Annotated in this window: 14 protein-coding genes; 4 read left to right on the top strand and 10 right to left on the bottom strand. The window is 50.3% G+C overall.

Annotated features, from left to right (window positions below; all coding sequences use genetic code 11):
- Positions 1-2 precede the first annotated feature (2 nt).
- The 4 genes from KCG43_RS02645 to KCG43_RS02630 are packed head-to-tail and all read left to right on the top strand — an operon-like array spanning position 3 to position 3,658.
- Positions 3-965 (top strand): ABC transporter permease subunit, encoded by a 963-nt coding sequence (locus KCG43_RS02645; protein ID WP_192015327.1) that lies wholly within the window; start codon positions 3-5, stop codon positions 963-965.
- Positions 952-1,839, top strand: a complete 888-nt coding sequence (gene sapC / locus KCG43_RS02640; protein WP_192015326.1) for a putrescine export ABC transporter permease SapC — start codon at positions 952-954, stop codon at positions 1,837-1,839. The genes KCG43_RS02645 and sapC overlap by 14 nt, the downstream gene beginning before the upstream one ends.
- Positions 1,839-2,837 carry an oligopeptide/dipeptide ABC transporter ATP-binding protein gene (locus tag KCG43_RS02635; RefSeq protein WP_192015325.1) on the top strand — a complete coding sequence of 333 codons (999 nt, stop codon included), beginning with the start codon at positions 1,839-1,841 and terminating at the stop codon, positions 2,835-2,837. Before sapC ends, KCG43_RS02635 begins: the two co-directional genes overlap by 1 nt.
- On the top strand, positions 2,834-3,658 hold the full coding sequence (locus tag KCG43_RS02630) for an ATP-binding cassette domain-containing protein (protein WP_192015324.1): 825 nt from the start codon (positions 2,834-2,836) through the stop codon (positions 3,656-3,658). The genes KCG43_RS02635 and KCG43_RS02630 overlap by 4 nt, the downstream gene beginning before the upstream one ends.
- Before the next feature lie 340 nt (positions 3,659-3,998).
- Here the strand turns inward: KCG43_RS02630 and pyrF are convergent, their stop codons facing one another.
- The 10 genes from pyrF to gyrA all read right to left on the bottom strand — a co-directional run bounded on the left by pyrF (position 3,999) and on the right by gyrA (position 15,097).
- A complete protein-coding gene (gene pyrF / locus KCG43_RS02625; protein ID WP_192015323.1) occupies positions 3,999-4,697 on the bottom strand; it encodes an orotidine-5'-phosphate decarboxylase in 699 nt (232 codons plus the stop codon).
- Positions 4,698-4,796: 99 nt separating this feature from the next.
- Positions 4,797-5,966, bottom strand: a complete 1,170-nt coding sequence (gene lapB, locus KCG43_RS02620) for a lipopolysaccharide assembly protein LapB (RefSeq protein WP_192015322.1) — start codon at positions 5,964-5,966, stop codon at positions 4,797-4,799.
- A gap of 7 nt (positions 5,967-5,973) precedes the next feature.
- A complete protein-coding gene (locus tag KCG43_RS02615) occupies positions 5,974-6,261 on the bottom strand; it encodes a LapA family protein (protein ID WP_046219696.1) in 288 nt (95 codons plus the stop codon).
- Positions 6,262-6,390: 129 nt separating this feature from the next.
- On the bottom strand, positions 6,391-6,681 hold the full coding sequence (gene ihfB, locus KCG43_RS02610) for an integration host factor subunit beta (RefSeq protein WP_027253366.1): 291 nt from the start codon (positions 6,679-6,681) through the stop codon (positions 6,391-6,393).
- A gap of 74 nt (positions 6,682-6,755) precedes the next feature.
- Positions 6,756-8,426, bottom strand: coding sequence for a 30S ribosomal protein S1 (gene rpsA / locus KCG43_RS02605; protein WP_192015321.1), 1,671 nt, complete (start codon positions 8,424-8,426; stop codon positions 6,756-6,758).
- Between the two features lie 93 nt (positions 8,427-8,519).
- Complete coding sequence (cmk, locus tag KCG43_RS02600) at positions 8,520-9,212, bottom strand: (d)CMP kinase (protein ID WP_192015320.1); 693 nt, start codon at positions 9,210-9,212, stop codon at positions 8,520-8,522.
- A gap of 150 nt (positions 9,213-9,362) precedes the next feature.
- Positions 9,363-10,646: a 3-phosphoshikimate 1-carboxyvinyltransferase gene (gene aroA, locus KCG43_RS02595; protein WP_218383118.1), complete on the bottom strand. Its 1,284-nt coding sequence runs from the start codon at positions 10,644-10,646 to the stop codon at positions 9,363-9,365.
- Positions 10,647-10,812: 166 nt separating this feature from the next.
- Positions 10,813-11,046 (bottom strand): hypothetical protein, encoded by a 234-nt coding sequence (locus KCG43_RS02590; RefSeq protein WP_218383116.1) that lies wholly within the window; start codon positions 11,044-11,046, stop codon positions 10,813-10,815.
- A gap of 86 nt (positions 11,047-11,132) precedes the next feature.
- The gene (gene serC / locus KCG43_RS02585) at positions 11,133-12,215 is read right to left on the bottom strand and encodes a 3-phosphoserine/phosphohydroxythreonine transaminase (protein ID WP_218383114.1); all 1,083 of its coding nucleotides are present in this window, start codon (positions 12,213-12,215) and stop codon (positions 11,133-11,135) included.
- A gap of 239 nt (positions 12,216-12,454) precedes the next feature.
- The gene (gene gyrA / locus KCG43_RS02580) at positions 12,455-15,097 is read right to left on the bottom strand and encodes a DNA topoisomerase (ATP-hydrolyzing) subunit A (RefSeq protein WP_218383110.1); all 2,643 of its coding nucleotides are present in this window, start codon (positions 15,095-15,097) and stop codon (positions 12,455-12,457) included.
- Positions 15,098-15,352: the final 255 nt, after the last annotated feature.

The following is a 15,352-nucleotide window of genomic DNA, read 5'->3' as shown; positions in this document are numbered from 1 at the left end:
TGATGTTTATCTATACCATTCGCCGATTGAATCTGTTTCTGATCACCCTGTTCATACTCACCTTGATCGGCTACAGCATTTTACGTATTGAGCCGTCCAGCTACTGGAATCTTCACGAATTTTGGCCCGGCTGGCTGCTGTATCTCGATAACCTGATGGTGGGTAACCTCGGGCTGAATCAGGAAGGGCAACCTATTCTGTCAGAGATTCTCCAGGTGTTCCCTGCCACACTGGAGCTGTGCTTTTTCGCCTTTATTCTGTCGCTGATTGTTGGCATCCCGCTTGGCACACTGGCAGGCGTCAAGCGTGGCCGTTGGGTGGATACCTGCATTTCATCCCTGACACTGGTGGGTTATTCCCTGCCGTTATTCTGGCTGGCCATGCTGTTTATTATGCTGTTTTCGCTCAAGCTTGGCTGGCTGCCTGTTGCCGGGCGCTATAACTTGCTCTACCAGATTGATTCCGTGACAGGTTTTGCCCTGATCGATGTGTTTCTGTCTGACGTGAGCTATCGTTCAGCCGCACTGATCGATGTCATCCGCCATCTGGTATTACCGACATTAGTGCTGGCCATAGCACCAACGACCGAAGTGATACGTCTGACCCGTGCTTCTGTTGCCGATGTCATGCAGCAAAACTTCATTAGGGTTGCGCAAACCAAAGGGTTGTCAATGTGGGAGATCATCATCCGGCATGCCCTGAAAAATGCCATTCCGCCAATTATCCCCAAACTGGGGATGCAGTTTTCAACCATGATGACCTTCGCCATGTTAACAGAGTCCATTTTCAACTGGCCCGGTATAGGCCGCTGGTTGCTGGACGCCATTGCCACACAAAACTATGTAGCCATTCAGGCCGGTGTGATTACTGTCGGTGGATTCATTCTGTTCGCGAACATTCTTTCTGACCTGGCGGGCGCTATGGTGAACCCACTGACCCGTAAGGAATGGTATGCCATCAAATAATATATATCAGGAACATAAGATTCCGACGCAATGGGAACGGGCCTGGCAAAATTATCAGGCCAATTCTCTGGCGGTGTTTGGATTGTGGTGCCTTGGCTTCCTGCTGCTGATAACAATCTTCGCCCCGTTAATGGTTGCCTACGGGCCGGGAGAGCAAGTGGGCGAGTTTCTGATGCCCCCTTCCTGGGACGCCAGTGGACATGTGGAATTTTTCTTCGGTACTGATGATCTGGGCCGCGATCTCTTCACCCGAATTCTGCTGGGAAGCCAGCTGACCTTTGGCTACGCGCTGCTTGTGGCACTGGCTTCGGCGATCCTGGGCATAATCATAGGCGTACTGGCAGGTATGACTCGCGGGCTGAAGTCCAGTATCCTTAACCACGTACTGGATACTGTGTTGTCGATACCGTCGCTGCTGCTTGCCATTATCATCATTGCCTACATGGGTACCGGCATGACCAGTATTCTGCTGGCAATCTGGCTGGCGCTGATCCCGCGTTTTATCCGTGCGATATACTCTGCTGTCCACGATGAGATGGAAAAAGAGTACATCATTGCAGCGCGGCTAGACGGTGCGAACAGTTTCTACCTGCTGTACTACTCTGTTTTGCCAAATATTCAGCCCGTTATTATCAGTGAGCTGACCCGGGCGATCTCTATCGCCATGATAGATATCGCGGCGCTGGGCTTTCTGGGGCTGGGGGCACAGTCTCCGTCACCGGAATGGGGCGCCATGCTGGGTGATTCCATCGAATTGATCTATCTGGCACCCTGGACAGTGACCCTGCCCGGCCTGGCCATCACCTTCAGCATCTTAGTGGTAAACTTAGTAGGAGAAGGTCTCCGTCAGGCAATTAATGCAGGAGTCGACTGATGCCACTGCTCGATATACGAAACCTCACCATTGAAATTGAAACGCCTCAGGGCATGGTCAAAGCCGTTGAGCGCATGAGCCTGACACTGAATGAAGGTGAAATTCGCGGACTGGTTGGCGAGTCAGGGTCAGGTAAGAGTCTGGTCGCGAAGGCTATCGCCGGTGTCACTAAAGACAACTGGCGGGTCAGTGCCGACCGCTTACGCCTTGGCGATATTGATCTTCAGGCACTGTCTCCGCGCGAACGCCGCAAAGTGGTGGGCCGCGAAATTGCGATGATCTTTCAGGAACCCTCTTCCTGCCTTGATCCCTCTGAGCATGTGGGCCAGCAGTTGGAAGAAGCCATTCCGCGCAGCTCTTTCAATGGTACCTTCTGGCAGCGCTTCCACTGGCGTCAGAAACAGGCGATAGCCCTGCTGCACAAGGTCGGCATAAAAGACCATAAACGCGTTATGAGCAGTTATCCCTATCAGTTGACTGACGGTGAGTGCCAGAAAATCATGATAGCGATGGCCATTGCCAACCGGCCACGGTTATTGATTGCCGATGAGCCCACCAACGATCTGGACCCCATCACACAGGCGCAGATTTTCCGTTTGCTGAGCCGGATGAACCAGCTCAATAACACCACTATACTGCTGGTCAGCCACGACCTGACAACGGTCACCCAGTGGGCCGACCGGATCACAGTGATGTACTGCGGACAGGCGGTTGAATCCGGCAGCCGTAAACAGTTACTGACCACGCCGCACCACCCTTATACGATCGCCTTGCTGCAGGCCATGCCTGATTTCAGCCAGGATATTCCGCATAAGAGTAAACTCACCACGCTGCCCGGCTCGATTCCACCGTTGCAGCATTTGCCTATCGGTTGCCGGCTGGGACCGCGCTGCCCCTATGCACAGCGTAAGTGTGTGGAAATCCCTAAGCGCAAGAAAGTCAAAAACCATAAATACAGCTGCCATTTCCCGCTGAATATGCCGGAGCCTAAATCATGAGTGCCCTATTGGAAGTGACTGACCTGAGAAAAGAATACCACCACCGTTCCGGCTTTTTCCGCCGCCGCAGCTCAGAAGCTGTCAAACCGGTATCTTTCAACCTGGAGGTGGGTGAAACCCTGGCTCTGATCGGTGAAAATGGTTCAGGTAAATCGACTCTGGCTAAGATGCTGGCAGGCGTTGTCGACCCCTCGGGCGGTGAAATCAGGGTCAACGACGAGCCATTGGCTTTCGAGGATTACAAAACCCGCTGTAAGCTGATTCGCATGATATTTCAGGATCCGAATACCTCGCTGAATCCAAGGATTCAAATTGGTCAGCTCCTGGAAGGGCCACTGAAACGTAATACCAGCATGACGCCGCAGGAGCGCGAAAACCGTATCAAGGCCACTTTGCTGCGTGTCGGTTTGCTGCCGGAACATGCCTATTTCTACCCGCAAATGCTGGCAACCGGTCAGAAACAGCGGGTATCACTGGCTCGCGCGCTGATTCTGCAGCCTTGTATTATCGTGGCAGACGAAGCACTCAATGGGCTGGACATGTCAGTACGCTCTCAGATCATTAACCTGCTGCTCGATCTCCAGCAGGAAATGGGGCTGTCGTACATCTATGTTTCTCAGCATATGGGCGTGATTAAGCATTTCAGCGATAAGCTGATGGTGATGCAAAAAGGAGAAGTAGTGGAACAGGGTGCAACGCAGGAGGTGTTCAGTGCGCCACAGCACCCGTTGACTCAGAAGCTGCTGGACAGTCACTTTACGGCGCCGTCGCACGATCGCAGCACCCGGACCAGCAGCCGCTCAGCGAAGATTCATGTTTAACTGAGAGTCAGTAATGTTCAGATCAACAGCCGAATAAATGCCCGCCTGATGACCAATCAGCCCTCGCAGAAAGCCGGCCAATGAACAGGTCCGAATGCACGCTGCCCTTCTGGTTGATTACGGGTTAGCCAGTCATGCTGCAAACCAACGATCACCCCTATCAATATGGCAATCCCAACCAACCGCCAGAGTGGAGATTGCCAGTCCAGCACATGCTCTCTACGGCTTTATTATCTGTACTTACAAGTAAAAGTGTAAGAAACATCCTGAAGTGCTGTAAAAACAACCCCGCCGGAGCGGGGATGACATAGAGAGACAGAGGCAGTATAGGAAGAGAAAATTACGCCAGAAGAGAGCGGTTGATCTCGGCCAGCACTGCTGCCGGATCGTCAGCCTGAGTGATAGGACGACCAATGACCAGATAATCTGACCCTGCTTTCACCGCTTCTGCAGGGGTCATCACACGGCGCTGATCACCCGCGGCACTGCCGGCAGGGCGAATTCCCGGCGTCACCAGTTTAAATTCAGCACCCAGATTTGCCTTCAGCAGACTCGCTTCCTGTGCTGAACATACCACGCCATCCAGCCCACTGTTCTTGGTCAGAGTCGCAAGATTCAGTACGTGTTCTTCTGGTGAGCAGGAGATACCCACCCCGGCCAAGTCCTGTGCTTCCATGCTGGTCAGCACAGTGACGGCAATCAACAGCGGCCTGTCTTTACCGTAAGGCTCCAGAATCTCACGAGAGGCGCTCATCATGCGCTCACCACCACTGGCGTGTACATTCACCATCCACACCCCGAGTTCGGCCGCCGCTTTCACCGCACGGGAACAGGTATTCGGGATATCGTGAAACTTAAGATCCAAAAAGACGGAATGGCCTTTGTCGTGTAACTTACGCACAAAGTCCGGCCCAAACAAAGTAAACATTTCTTTGCCTACTTTCAGTCGGCAACTGCCTGGCTCAATGCGGTCAACAAAGGCCAGTGCCGCATCCTGAGTAGGGTAATCCAGTGCCACTATCACTTTTGGGTCTAACATGCTTTCTCCTAGACTTCTGTTCTGCATTGCTATCTTCAAAAGAAAGGGCCAGCACGCACAGTGATCAGCCCTTTCAAATTTACATTCTCTTTGTCGCCATTACTCCCCATCCAGTCCTCGAATGGGTTTCACTGCCCCCCACCCTTTGCAGGACGGGCATTGCCAGTAAAGTGAATGACTTTCAAAACCGCACTTACCGCAACGATAATGTGGTTTCATTTTCAATTGTTCACCGACCAGGCTGCGCAACGTGGACAAACTGTCCTTGGCGCGGCCTTCTTCTGCTTCATCAAGATGATAATCCATCAACTGATAGAAGCCTTTCATCGTTGGGTTCTTCAGCAGTTGTCGCGTCATAAAGGATTGCGCCATGATAGCGCCTTCATGACGAGCAATCTCATCCGCAAGCATCAGTTCAGCGGTCGCCCCGGCATGGTTGTCAACACAGTGGTGAAGATACTTTATCCAGCCATCCTCATTGTGAGTCGCTTCATAGCATTCCAGCAACATTGGCAGGGTTTCACTAATGTAATCCACATCCTGCTCGGCGACTTTTTCCAGCTGCTGCGCTGCAGATTTATAATTCTTTTCAGCGATAAGAATCCGGGCGGTGCTGATTGAGGCACGTACACAGTGTTTGTCGGCAGACAGTGCTTTCTTCAGCAGTTGCTTGGCTTTTTCTGAATTATGCGCGCTCAGTTCCAGCATGGCCAGCTCACACCAATAATGCGCTATATCATGCCTGAGCTTATTTTTACCCATCTTGACCAACTGACTGGCCATTTCGATCGCTTTATCCCATTCTCGGGTTTGCTGATAAATCGTCAGTAACTGCTGCAACGCCCCTTCTCTGTGATCAGGCTCGTCCAGCAACTGCTCAAAGATTTTTTCTGCGCGATCGAAGAACCCGGCAGCCATATAGTCTTTAGCCAATTGTTGCAATGCCAGGTTACGTTGGTCAATAGTCAGGTTCGGGCGGGCAATCAGGTTTTGGTGAATGCGAATAGCGCGATCAACTTCACCCCGGCTACGGAACAGGTTCCCCAGGGCAAGGTGAGTATCTATCGTTTCACTATCAACCTGTAATAATTCAATAAACAAATCGACAGCTTTATCAGACTGATCAGAGAGCAGCAGGTTCAGGCCTGTCACATATTGGCGTGACAGGTGATGAGACTTTTCCTGCCGCTTATTACTCGCGCTTCTGTTACCCATGTACCAGCCATATGCTGCGGCAATAGGAAGTAACAGAAACAACAGCTCTAGCATGAAGTGATTATTCCTTGGCGGTCTCTACAGAACGCAACTGCTCTAGTTCTTTTTCTTGTTTGGCGACTTTTTTTGTTAAACGATTTTTTGTGAAGCGGGCTTTCAGATACATAGAGCCACAAATCAACCAACCAATTGCAAATCCAATACCGAAGGTCGCACCTAAAAGCGTAGATAGCTGAAATTGTCCTTTGGCTATCAGAAAATCGAAGTCAACCATCACCTGATTCTGCGCACCCAGCGCCAGCGTTAGTAAAAAACACGCTATCAAGATAATAATGCCTACTATTTTCATCGTGAATCCTCTCACTAGATCAAAAACTTGATGATTAGATTATGCAGTAAAACGACTCATCAGACCATGATCAACAGACATAAAAAAACGGCATACTTACAGCATGCCGTTTTTTCGTGCTAAATACGATTATCCTGCATTCGGTGCATTCACGCGGTCACGTAACTCTTTACCAGGTTTAAAGTGAGGAACGTACTTGCCGTCCAATTCCACTTTATCACCGGTTTTCGGGTTACGCCCTACGCGCGGTGCACGGTAATGCAAAGAGAAACTACCAAAGCCACGGATTTCAATACGGTCCCCTTCAGCAAGGGTTGTTGCCATATGCTCAAGGATTTCCTTGATCGCATCTTCTACCTGTTTGGCAGAAAGATGAGTTTGTTGGCTGCACAGCCTTTCGATCAATTCAGACTTTGTCATAATCACCCCGTTTTTAGTATGTTTCTCAATAGTATAACCGTTAAGGGGGAAAATGCTTCCCCCCTTGGGGCAAATTATTCGCCTTTAGCCGCTTTAAACGCGTCAGCCATAGCATTACCGAATGCAGATTCGTCCTGCTGGTTCAGGCTAGCCATTGCTTCTTGCTCTTCGTCTTCGTCTTTCGCACGTACAGACAGGTTGATAACGCGGTTCTTACGGTCAACACCGGTGAACTTCGCTTCAACTGAATCGCCTTCAGACAGAACCAGAGTTGCGTCTTCTACGCGGTCACGAGAAGCTTCAGATGCACGCAGGTAACCTTCTACGCCTTCAGCCAGCTCAATGGTTGCGCCTTTAGCATCAACGGCAAGCACTTTACCGTTTATCAGAGTACCTTTCTTGTTCAGAGCTACGAAGCTGTTGAACGGGTCTTCTTCGATTTGCTTAACGCCCAGAGAGATACGCTCACGCTCAGCATCAACAGCCAGAACAACTGCTGAAATCTCGTCGCCTTTCTTGAAGTCACGAACAGCGTCTTCGCCTGCAACATTCCAAGAAATGTCAGACAGGTGAACCAGACCGTCAATGCCACCGTCCAGACCGATGAAGATACCGAAGTCAGTGATAGACTTGATCTTACCAGTTACACGGTCGCCTTTAGCTTGTGCTTCAGCGAACTGCTGCCAAGGGTTAGCTTTACATTGCTTCAGACCCAGGCTGATACGACGACGTTCTTCGTCGATGTCCAGAACCATAACTTCAACTTCGTCACCCACGTTAACCACTTTAGATGGGTGGATGTTCTTGTTGGTCCAGTCCATTTCAGACACGTGTACCAGACCTTCAACGCCTTCTTCGATTTCAACGAAGCAGCCGTAGTCAGTCAGGTTAGTTACGCGACCAGACAGCTTAGTACCTTCTGGGTAACGCTTAGCGATAGCAACCCATGGATCTTCACCCAGTTGCTTCAGACCCAGAGATACGCGAGTACGCTCACGGTCGAACTTCAGAACTTTAACGTTGATTTCGTCACCAACATTAACGATTTCTGATGGATGCTTAACGCGTTTCCAAGCCATGTCAGTGATGTGCAGCAGGCCGTCAACACCGCCCAGATCTACGAATGCACCGTAGTCAGTCAGGTTCTTAACGATACCTTTAACTTCCATGCCTTCTTGCAGAGAAGCCAGCAGCTCATCACGCTCAACGCTGTTTTCAGATTCGATAACAGCACGACGAGAAACAACAACGTTGTTGCGCTTCTGGTCCAGCTTGATAACTTTGAACTCTAGCTCTTTGCCTTCCAGGTGAGCAGTGTCACGTACTGGACGAACGTCAACCAGAGAACCAGGCAGGAACGCACGGATGCCGTTCAGCTCAACAGTGAAGCCACCTTTAACTTTACCGTTGATGATACCAATAACGGTTTCAGCATCTTCGTAAGCTTTCTCAAGCTGGATCCAAGCTTCGTGACGCTTCGCTTTCTCACGAGAAAGTTGAGTTTCACCGAAACCGTCTTCAATCGCGTCCAGAGCTACGTCAACTTCAACGCCAACTTCGATTTCCAGCTCACCAGCAGCATTTTTGAACTGCTCAGCAGGAATAGCTGACTCAGATTTCAGGCCAGCGTCAACCAGAACGAAACCGTTCTCAATGGCAACTACAGTACCTTTAACGATCGCGCCAGGGCGTGTTTCGATTTCTTTTAGAGACTCTTCAAAGAGTTGAGCAAAAGATTCAGTCATTTAAATAATCTTCAGTATATGAACAACCATGGGTATCCTACCGCATGGGGTTGAAAACAAAGTCAGTTATCATTCCTTGACACCGACATACCATCAGGCCGATTTCTCAGCCGACAATTTTTCTTCAATGTGAGCCAGCGCCAGTTCGGTCACTTGCTCAATCAACAGATGCGTAGAGTCTAGCACTAAAGCATCTGCTGCGGGGCGTAATGGCGCAACAGCACGGTTGCGGTCGCGATCATCACGCTCCTGAATTTCGCTTAAAAGACTGTCAAAGTTAACACTTAAGCCTTTTTGTTGCAACTGGTTCATGCGGCGTTTGGCGCGCTCTTCGGCGCTGGCATCCAGGAAAATTTTTACTTCAGCGTTAGGAAAAACCACTGTACCCATATCACGTCCATCCGCAACCAGGCCAGGCTCTCCGCTAAATGCACGCTGGCGGCGTAACAATGCTTCACGCACCCGAGGCAATGCCGCAACTTTTGACGCTGCATTGCCAACGTCTTCAGTACGTAATGTGGTAGAGACGTCCTCTCCTTCCAGAATCACTTTCACCAGTTCGCCTTCTGCAAGGAACTGCACATCCAGATGCGCAGCCAGTGGAACCAATGCGGCTTCAGAGTCCAGTTCTACACCATGATGAATTGCTGCCAGTGCCAGTACTCGGTAAATAGCACCAGAATCCAGTAAATTCCAGCCCAGCTTATCTGCCAACAGCATGCAAAGTGTTCCTTTACCGGCTCCACTTGGCCCATCAACAGTGATCACTGGTGCGTTTGTAGACATAGAATTCTCCGAATTTGTTAAACCTTCAGCAAACTTGCTGTTTCAACGCGGGCCGTATTATACGGTAAATTTGCCCTTGAGGCACTTCCAGTCGGGAAAAAAATCACCCAGCCTTAAGCTGGGTGACAGGGACAAATCTGAGGAAGTGGATCAATGGCTTAATGCGGCCAGTTTCTCAAAGTAATCCGGGAACGTTTTTGAGGTACACTTGGGATCATTAATCGTCACCGGTGTGTCTTCGCTCAGCGCAACTAACGAAAAACACATCGCCATGCGGTGATCGTCGTAAGTGTCGATGGCAGCATGCTGCAACTGCGCCGGAGGTGTGATGATAATGTAATCTTCGCCTTCCTCGACTGTCGCGCCCACTTTACGCAGCTCAGTTGCCATGGCGGATAAACGATCCGTTTCCTTTACACGCCAGTTATAGACATTACGGATAGCCGTCGTCCCTTCAGCAAACAATGCCGTTGTGGCAATGGTCATGGCCGCATCCGGGATATGGTTAAAATCCATATCCACACCATGAAGCGTGCCGCGACGGGCGATGACATAGTTATCACCCCACTCTATCTCAGCACCCATAGCCGCCAGTGCTTCAGCAAACTGGGTATCGCCCTGGATACTGGATTTACCAATTCCGGTAACTTTCACAGTACCGCCTTTAATGGCTGCGGCAGCAAGAAAATATGAAGCGGAAGAAGCATCTCCTTCTACCATAAAATCACCCGGTGCCTGGTACTGCTGGCCACCTTTTACGATAAAGCGCTGATAGTTGTCGTTCTCGACCTGTACCCCAAATTGCGCCATGATGTGCAGGGTAATATCAATGTAGGGTTTAGAAACCAGCTCACCTTTGATACGGATCACTGTCTCTTCTGACGCCAGAGGTGCGGTCATCAGAAATGCAGTCAGAAACTGGCTGGAAATTGAGCCATCAATCTCTACTTCACCGCCTTTGAGGTCGGCTCCCTTAATGTTCAGCGGCGGGAAACCTTCATTTTCGAGGTAAGTAATATCCGCACCGGCACTGCGCAGTGCGTCGACCAAATGGCCAATCGGGCGCTCTTTCATCCGCGGCTCTCCGGTCAGCACATACTCACCCGAACCTAAACTCAAGGCCGCAGCTAACGGACGCATAGCCGTACCCGCGTTGCCCAGAAACAGCTCGATCGGCTGTTTGGCATGAAATGCCTGACCCAGTCCCTGTACTTCACAGACGGTTTTATCCTCTGAAAGCTGATACGAAACGCCCAGCTTGGTGAGAGCATTGAGCATGTGACGGATATCGTCACTGTCGAGCAGATTCGTCAGACGCGTCGTGCCGTTCGCCAGTGCTGCCAGCAAGAGCGCCCGGTTAGACACACTTTTGGAACCTGGCAGGTTCACTTCCCCGTCAATACGCTGAATTGGCTGTAAAGTTAAACTCTCCATTGGGTGATTTTTCTATCCTGTTGTATTTGCGTTTCCGCAGAGTAACCAATATTTCGAAGTGATGCTAGTCATCCCAGGGCTCAAAACGCGCCATCCCGCGCCAGACAGGGGATAAGCCCTGCTTGCGAAACCTTGTGACAGGGTCATTTACACTGCCTGAATCCCGCTAGTCATCCAGACGACACTGGCTGCCGGCCGAGCCATCAAAATAACATTCCAGCTCAACCCACTGCCCGTCCGAGGAGGCTTTCGTCAGACCGTCATCCAGGTGAACCATTGAGCTCATCAGCAATTCAACGCCATTCACAGACAGCGAGCCATTAACATACTGCGCTGTCCCTTCAATACTGAACCGATCCGTTGCGATCTGAGAAGAAGACTGTTCAAAGTCCACTTCCACGGCGCTCAGCTGACCTTCAGCGGCAATCGCCAGGTATAAACAAACAAGCCGCCTTATCAGGCGGCTTGACGGCAGAGGTTCTTTACTCAGGCATTGTCGCGTTCGAATACCGCCATGAAGTCGACCAGCGCCTGCACGCCTTCAATCGGCATCGCGTTATAAATAGAGGCCCGCATACCGCCAACCACACGGTGGCCAGCCAAAGCTTTCAAACCCGCGGCATCCGCCTGTTGCAAGAAGGCTTTATCCAGTTCCGCATTTTTCAGCTGGAAAGGAACATTCATCAATGAACGGTTAGCCTGATGCACCTCATTGCGATAAAAATCAGACTGATCAATAAAATCATAAAGCAATTTCGCTTTCGCTTCATTGCGCGCCTGCATCACTTCTACGCCACCGATGGCTTTCAGCCACTTGAACACTTCACCAGCCAGATACCAAGCAAAGGTGGGTGGTGTATTAAACATAGATTCTTTCTCTGCCAGCACTTTGTAATCCAGTATGCTTGGCAGGATGTCTTTGGCCAGACCCAGTAAATCATCACGAACAATCACGATTGTCAGGCCAGCAGGGCCGATATTTTTCTGCGCCCCGGCGTAGATCACCCCGTACAGTGACACATCGATTTTGCGCGACAAAATGGTAGAAGACATATCGGCAACAATCGGCTTGTCCGTCTGCGGCAAGTCACGGATCTCAATACCGTCGATAGTCTCATTCGGGCAGAAATGCACATAGGCCGCCTGTTCAGTCAGCGCCCAGTCACTCGCCGGCAGAACCGCTTTTTTGCCATCACGCTCGCAAGTGATATCGATAACATTCGGCTGGCAATATTTCTGGGCTTCGTCAACAGCACTCTGTGCCCAGTAACCGCCATCAATGTAATCCGCCGTGGTGGCATCGCCCAGCAGGTTCATCGGCACGGCAGCAAATTGTGCCCGTGCACCACCGTGGCAGAAAAGAACATGATAGTTGTCAGGAATAGTCAGCAGGTCACGTAAATCGCGCTCAGACTGTTCTGCTACAGCGATAAAGTCTTTACTTCGGTGGCTGATCTCCATGACCGAGGTTCCCAGACCATTCCAGTTCACCAATTCCTGTTGGGCTTTTACCAACACTTCTGCTGGCATCATTGCTGGACCTGCACAAAAGTTATAAACCTTATCCATGATGAGAAACATGCTCCTGCTTTGCGAAAATGTGGTGACCCTGTTATCAACATCATGAATAACCGGATCTGTGTTTTATTTTTTTACACCTTTCATTCGTTGCTGAAAACCTTTTTTGTTGAGTAAACAATAAAAAATACCGATAAACGCCAGCGAAACAAACAAGAGAGGCATTTTGCTAAAAAAATGTTATAAAAAAACGCAGCTCTTGAGCTGCGTTTTTAAGGTTAAGCTAACAATCAGTCTTCGCTGCTGTCTTTGGCTTCATCGCCTTCTTCAGGCAATACCGCATCGGTATCCGTTGTCACTTCCGCCACAACCTCTTCGCCGTCAACTTGCAGCAACTCGTCATCCTCAGGTTCCTCAATACGCTGAAGACCAACAACTTGTTCATCTTCTGCTGTACGGATAAGGGTAACCCCCTGAGTATTTCGACCTACGCGGCTGACTTCTGCGACACGGGTACGTACCAGAGTACCGGCATTGGTGATCATCATGAATTCATCACCCTCCTGTACCTGAACTGCACCGACCACAGAGCCATTACGCTCGGAGACTTTGATGGAAACAACACCCTGAGTTGCACGGCTCTTCGCTGGGTACTCTTCCAGGCTGGTACGCTTACCGTAACCGTTTTCAGTCACAGTCAGCACATCGCCTTCATTGCCAGGTACGATGAGCGACACCACTTTGTCGTCATTGGCCAGCTTGATACCGCGGACACCTGCCGCCGTACGGCCCATGCCACGCACTTGTTCTTCAGAGAAGCGCACCACTTTACCGGCGGCAGAGAACAACATAATGTCATTGCTGCTGTCTGTGATATTCACACCAATCAGTGAGTCACCTTCACGCAGGTTCACGGCAATAATACCGGCGCTGCGAGGACGGCTGAAATCAGTCAGCGGTGTTTTCTTAACCGTACCGTCGGCCGTTGCCATGAAGATAAACTTATCTTCTTCATATTCTTTCACCGGCAGAATCGCGGTAATACGCTCATTCTCTTCCAGCGGCAGAATATTCACAATCGGCTTGCCACGTGCTGTCCGGCTAGCCTGCGGCAACTGATAAACCTTCAGCCAGTACATCCGGCCGCGGCTTGAGAAGCACAGGATAGTATCGTGGGTATTGGCAACCAGCAGACGCTCAATGAAGTCTTCATCCTTCATACGCGTTGCTGCTCGGCCTTTACCACCGCGACGCTGTGCTTCGTAATCAGCCAGCAGCTGATATTTCACATAGCCATGGTGAGACAAAGTCACCACCACGTCTTCCTGAGTGATCAGATCTTCCAGATCGATATCGTGGCTGGCCGCTGTGATTTCGGTACGGCGAACATCATTGAACTGCTCTCGGGCAAGCTCAAGTTCACCACGAATCACTTCCATCAAGCGCTCAGCACTGCTCAGGATCAGCATCAGCTCTTCGATCTGAGTCAACAGACCTTTGTACTCGTCGAGAATCTTCTCGTGTTCCAGACCGGTCAGCTTGTGCAAACGCAGATCCAGAATTGCCTGTGCCTGTTGTTCCGTCAGGTAGTACATACCATCACGAACACCCAGCTCAGCAGCCAGCCACTCAGGGCGAGCCGCATCCACACCGGCACGTTCCAGCATGGCTGCTACGTCACCCAATTGCCATGGACGGGCCAACAGGCCTTCACGGGCAATTTGCGGCGTCGCCGCCTGACGGATCAGATCGATGATTTCATCAATATTGACCAGTGCAATCGCCAGACCTTCCAGAATATGTGCACGCTCACGCGCTTTACGCAGTTCAAAGATGGTACGACGTGTCACAACTTCACGGCGGTGGTTAACAAAGCTTTCCAGCATCTCTTTCAGATTGAAAAGCTTAGGCTGGCCATTTTTATCCAGCGCCACCATGTTGATACCGAACGTAGTCTGCAGCTGAGTCTGTGCATACAGGTTATTCAGTACCACCTCAGCCACAGCGTCACGACGACACTCAATAACAATGCGCATACCGTCTTTATCAGACTCATCACGCAGTGCACTGATGCCCTCAACTTTTTTCTCTTTGACCAGTTCAGCGATTTTTTCAATCAGACGCGCTTTGTTGACCTGATAGGGAATCTCTGTGACAACGATGGTTTCTTTACCATTTTTGTCTGATTCAATATCGGCTTTAGAGCGCATGTAAACTTTACCGCGCCCCGTTTTATAAGCGTCAATAATACCTTTACGACCACTGATCATCGCCGCTGTCGGGAAATCGGGGCCAGGTATATATTCCATCAGCTGGTCGATGGTAATTTGATCGTTGTCCATAAATGCCAGACAGCCGTCAATCACCTCACCCAAATTATGCGGTGGAATATTGGTCGCCATACCTACGGCAATACCGGACGCACCGTTAACCAGCAGGTTAGGAATTTTGGTTGGCAACACAGCAGGAATACGCTCTGTGCCATCGTAGTTGTCAACAAAGTCGACAGTTTCTTTATCCAGGTCGGCCAGCAGTTCGTGAGCAATTTTGCTCATCCGCACTTCGGTATAACGCATTGCTGCGGCTGAGTCGCCATCAATGGAACCGAAGTTACCCTGGCCGTCAACCAGCATATAACGAAGGGAGAAAGGTTGTGCCATACGAACAATGGTGTCGTATACCGCACTATCACCATGAGGGTGATATTTACCGATCACGTCGCCCACAACACGGGCAGATTTTTTGTATGGTTTATTCCAGTCATTACCGAGTACGTTCATCGCGAATAGTACGCGGCGATGTACCGGCTTCAGGCCATCACGCACATCAGGAAGAGCACGACCCACGATGACTGACATCGCGTAGTCGAGGTATGAGCCTTTCAGCTCCTCTTCAATGTTTACCGGCGTGATCTCTTTTGCAAGATCGCTCATGGAGCCACTATCCCTCAGGTAGATTCTGTCGTATTTTTATACGTGCAAGGTGCGGGAATATAGCATATTTCCCACTTAATAGGCACACCTTTCAGTGCCTTTCTTGTGAGTAATTTTGCGAATTGAAAATAAACTCTTGTCCTTCTGTGCAATCCTTGGGCCATCCTCCGACATCAAGTGAAGGTTTTTAATACAGAAAAACAGCGACAGGCCAAAGATGCACCAGCATCACTGTATTTTCTTGCGACAGAGCTA

This window comes from Photobacterium sp. WH24 (assembly GCF_019204055.1).
Taxonomy (GTDB): Bacteria; Pseudomonadota; Gammaproteobacteria; order Enterobacterales; family Vibrionaceae; genus Photobacterium; species Photobacterium arenosum.
This window is presented reverse-complemented; position numbering and strand designations above follow the sequence as displayed.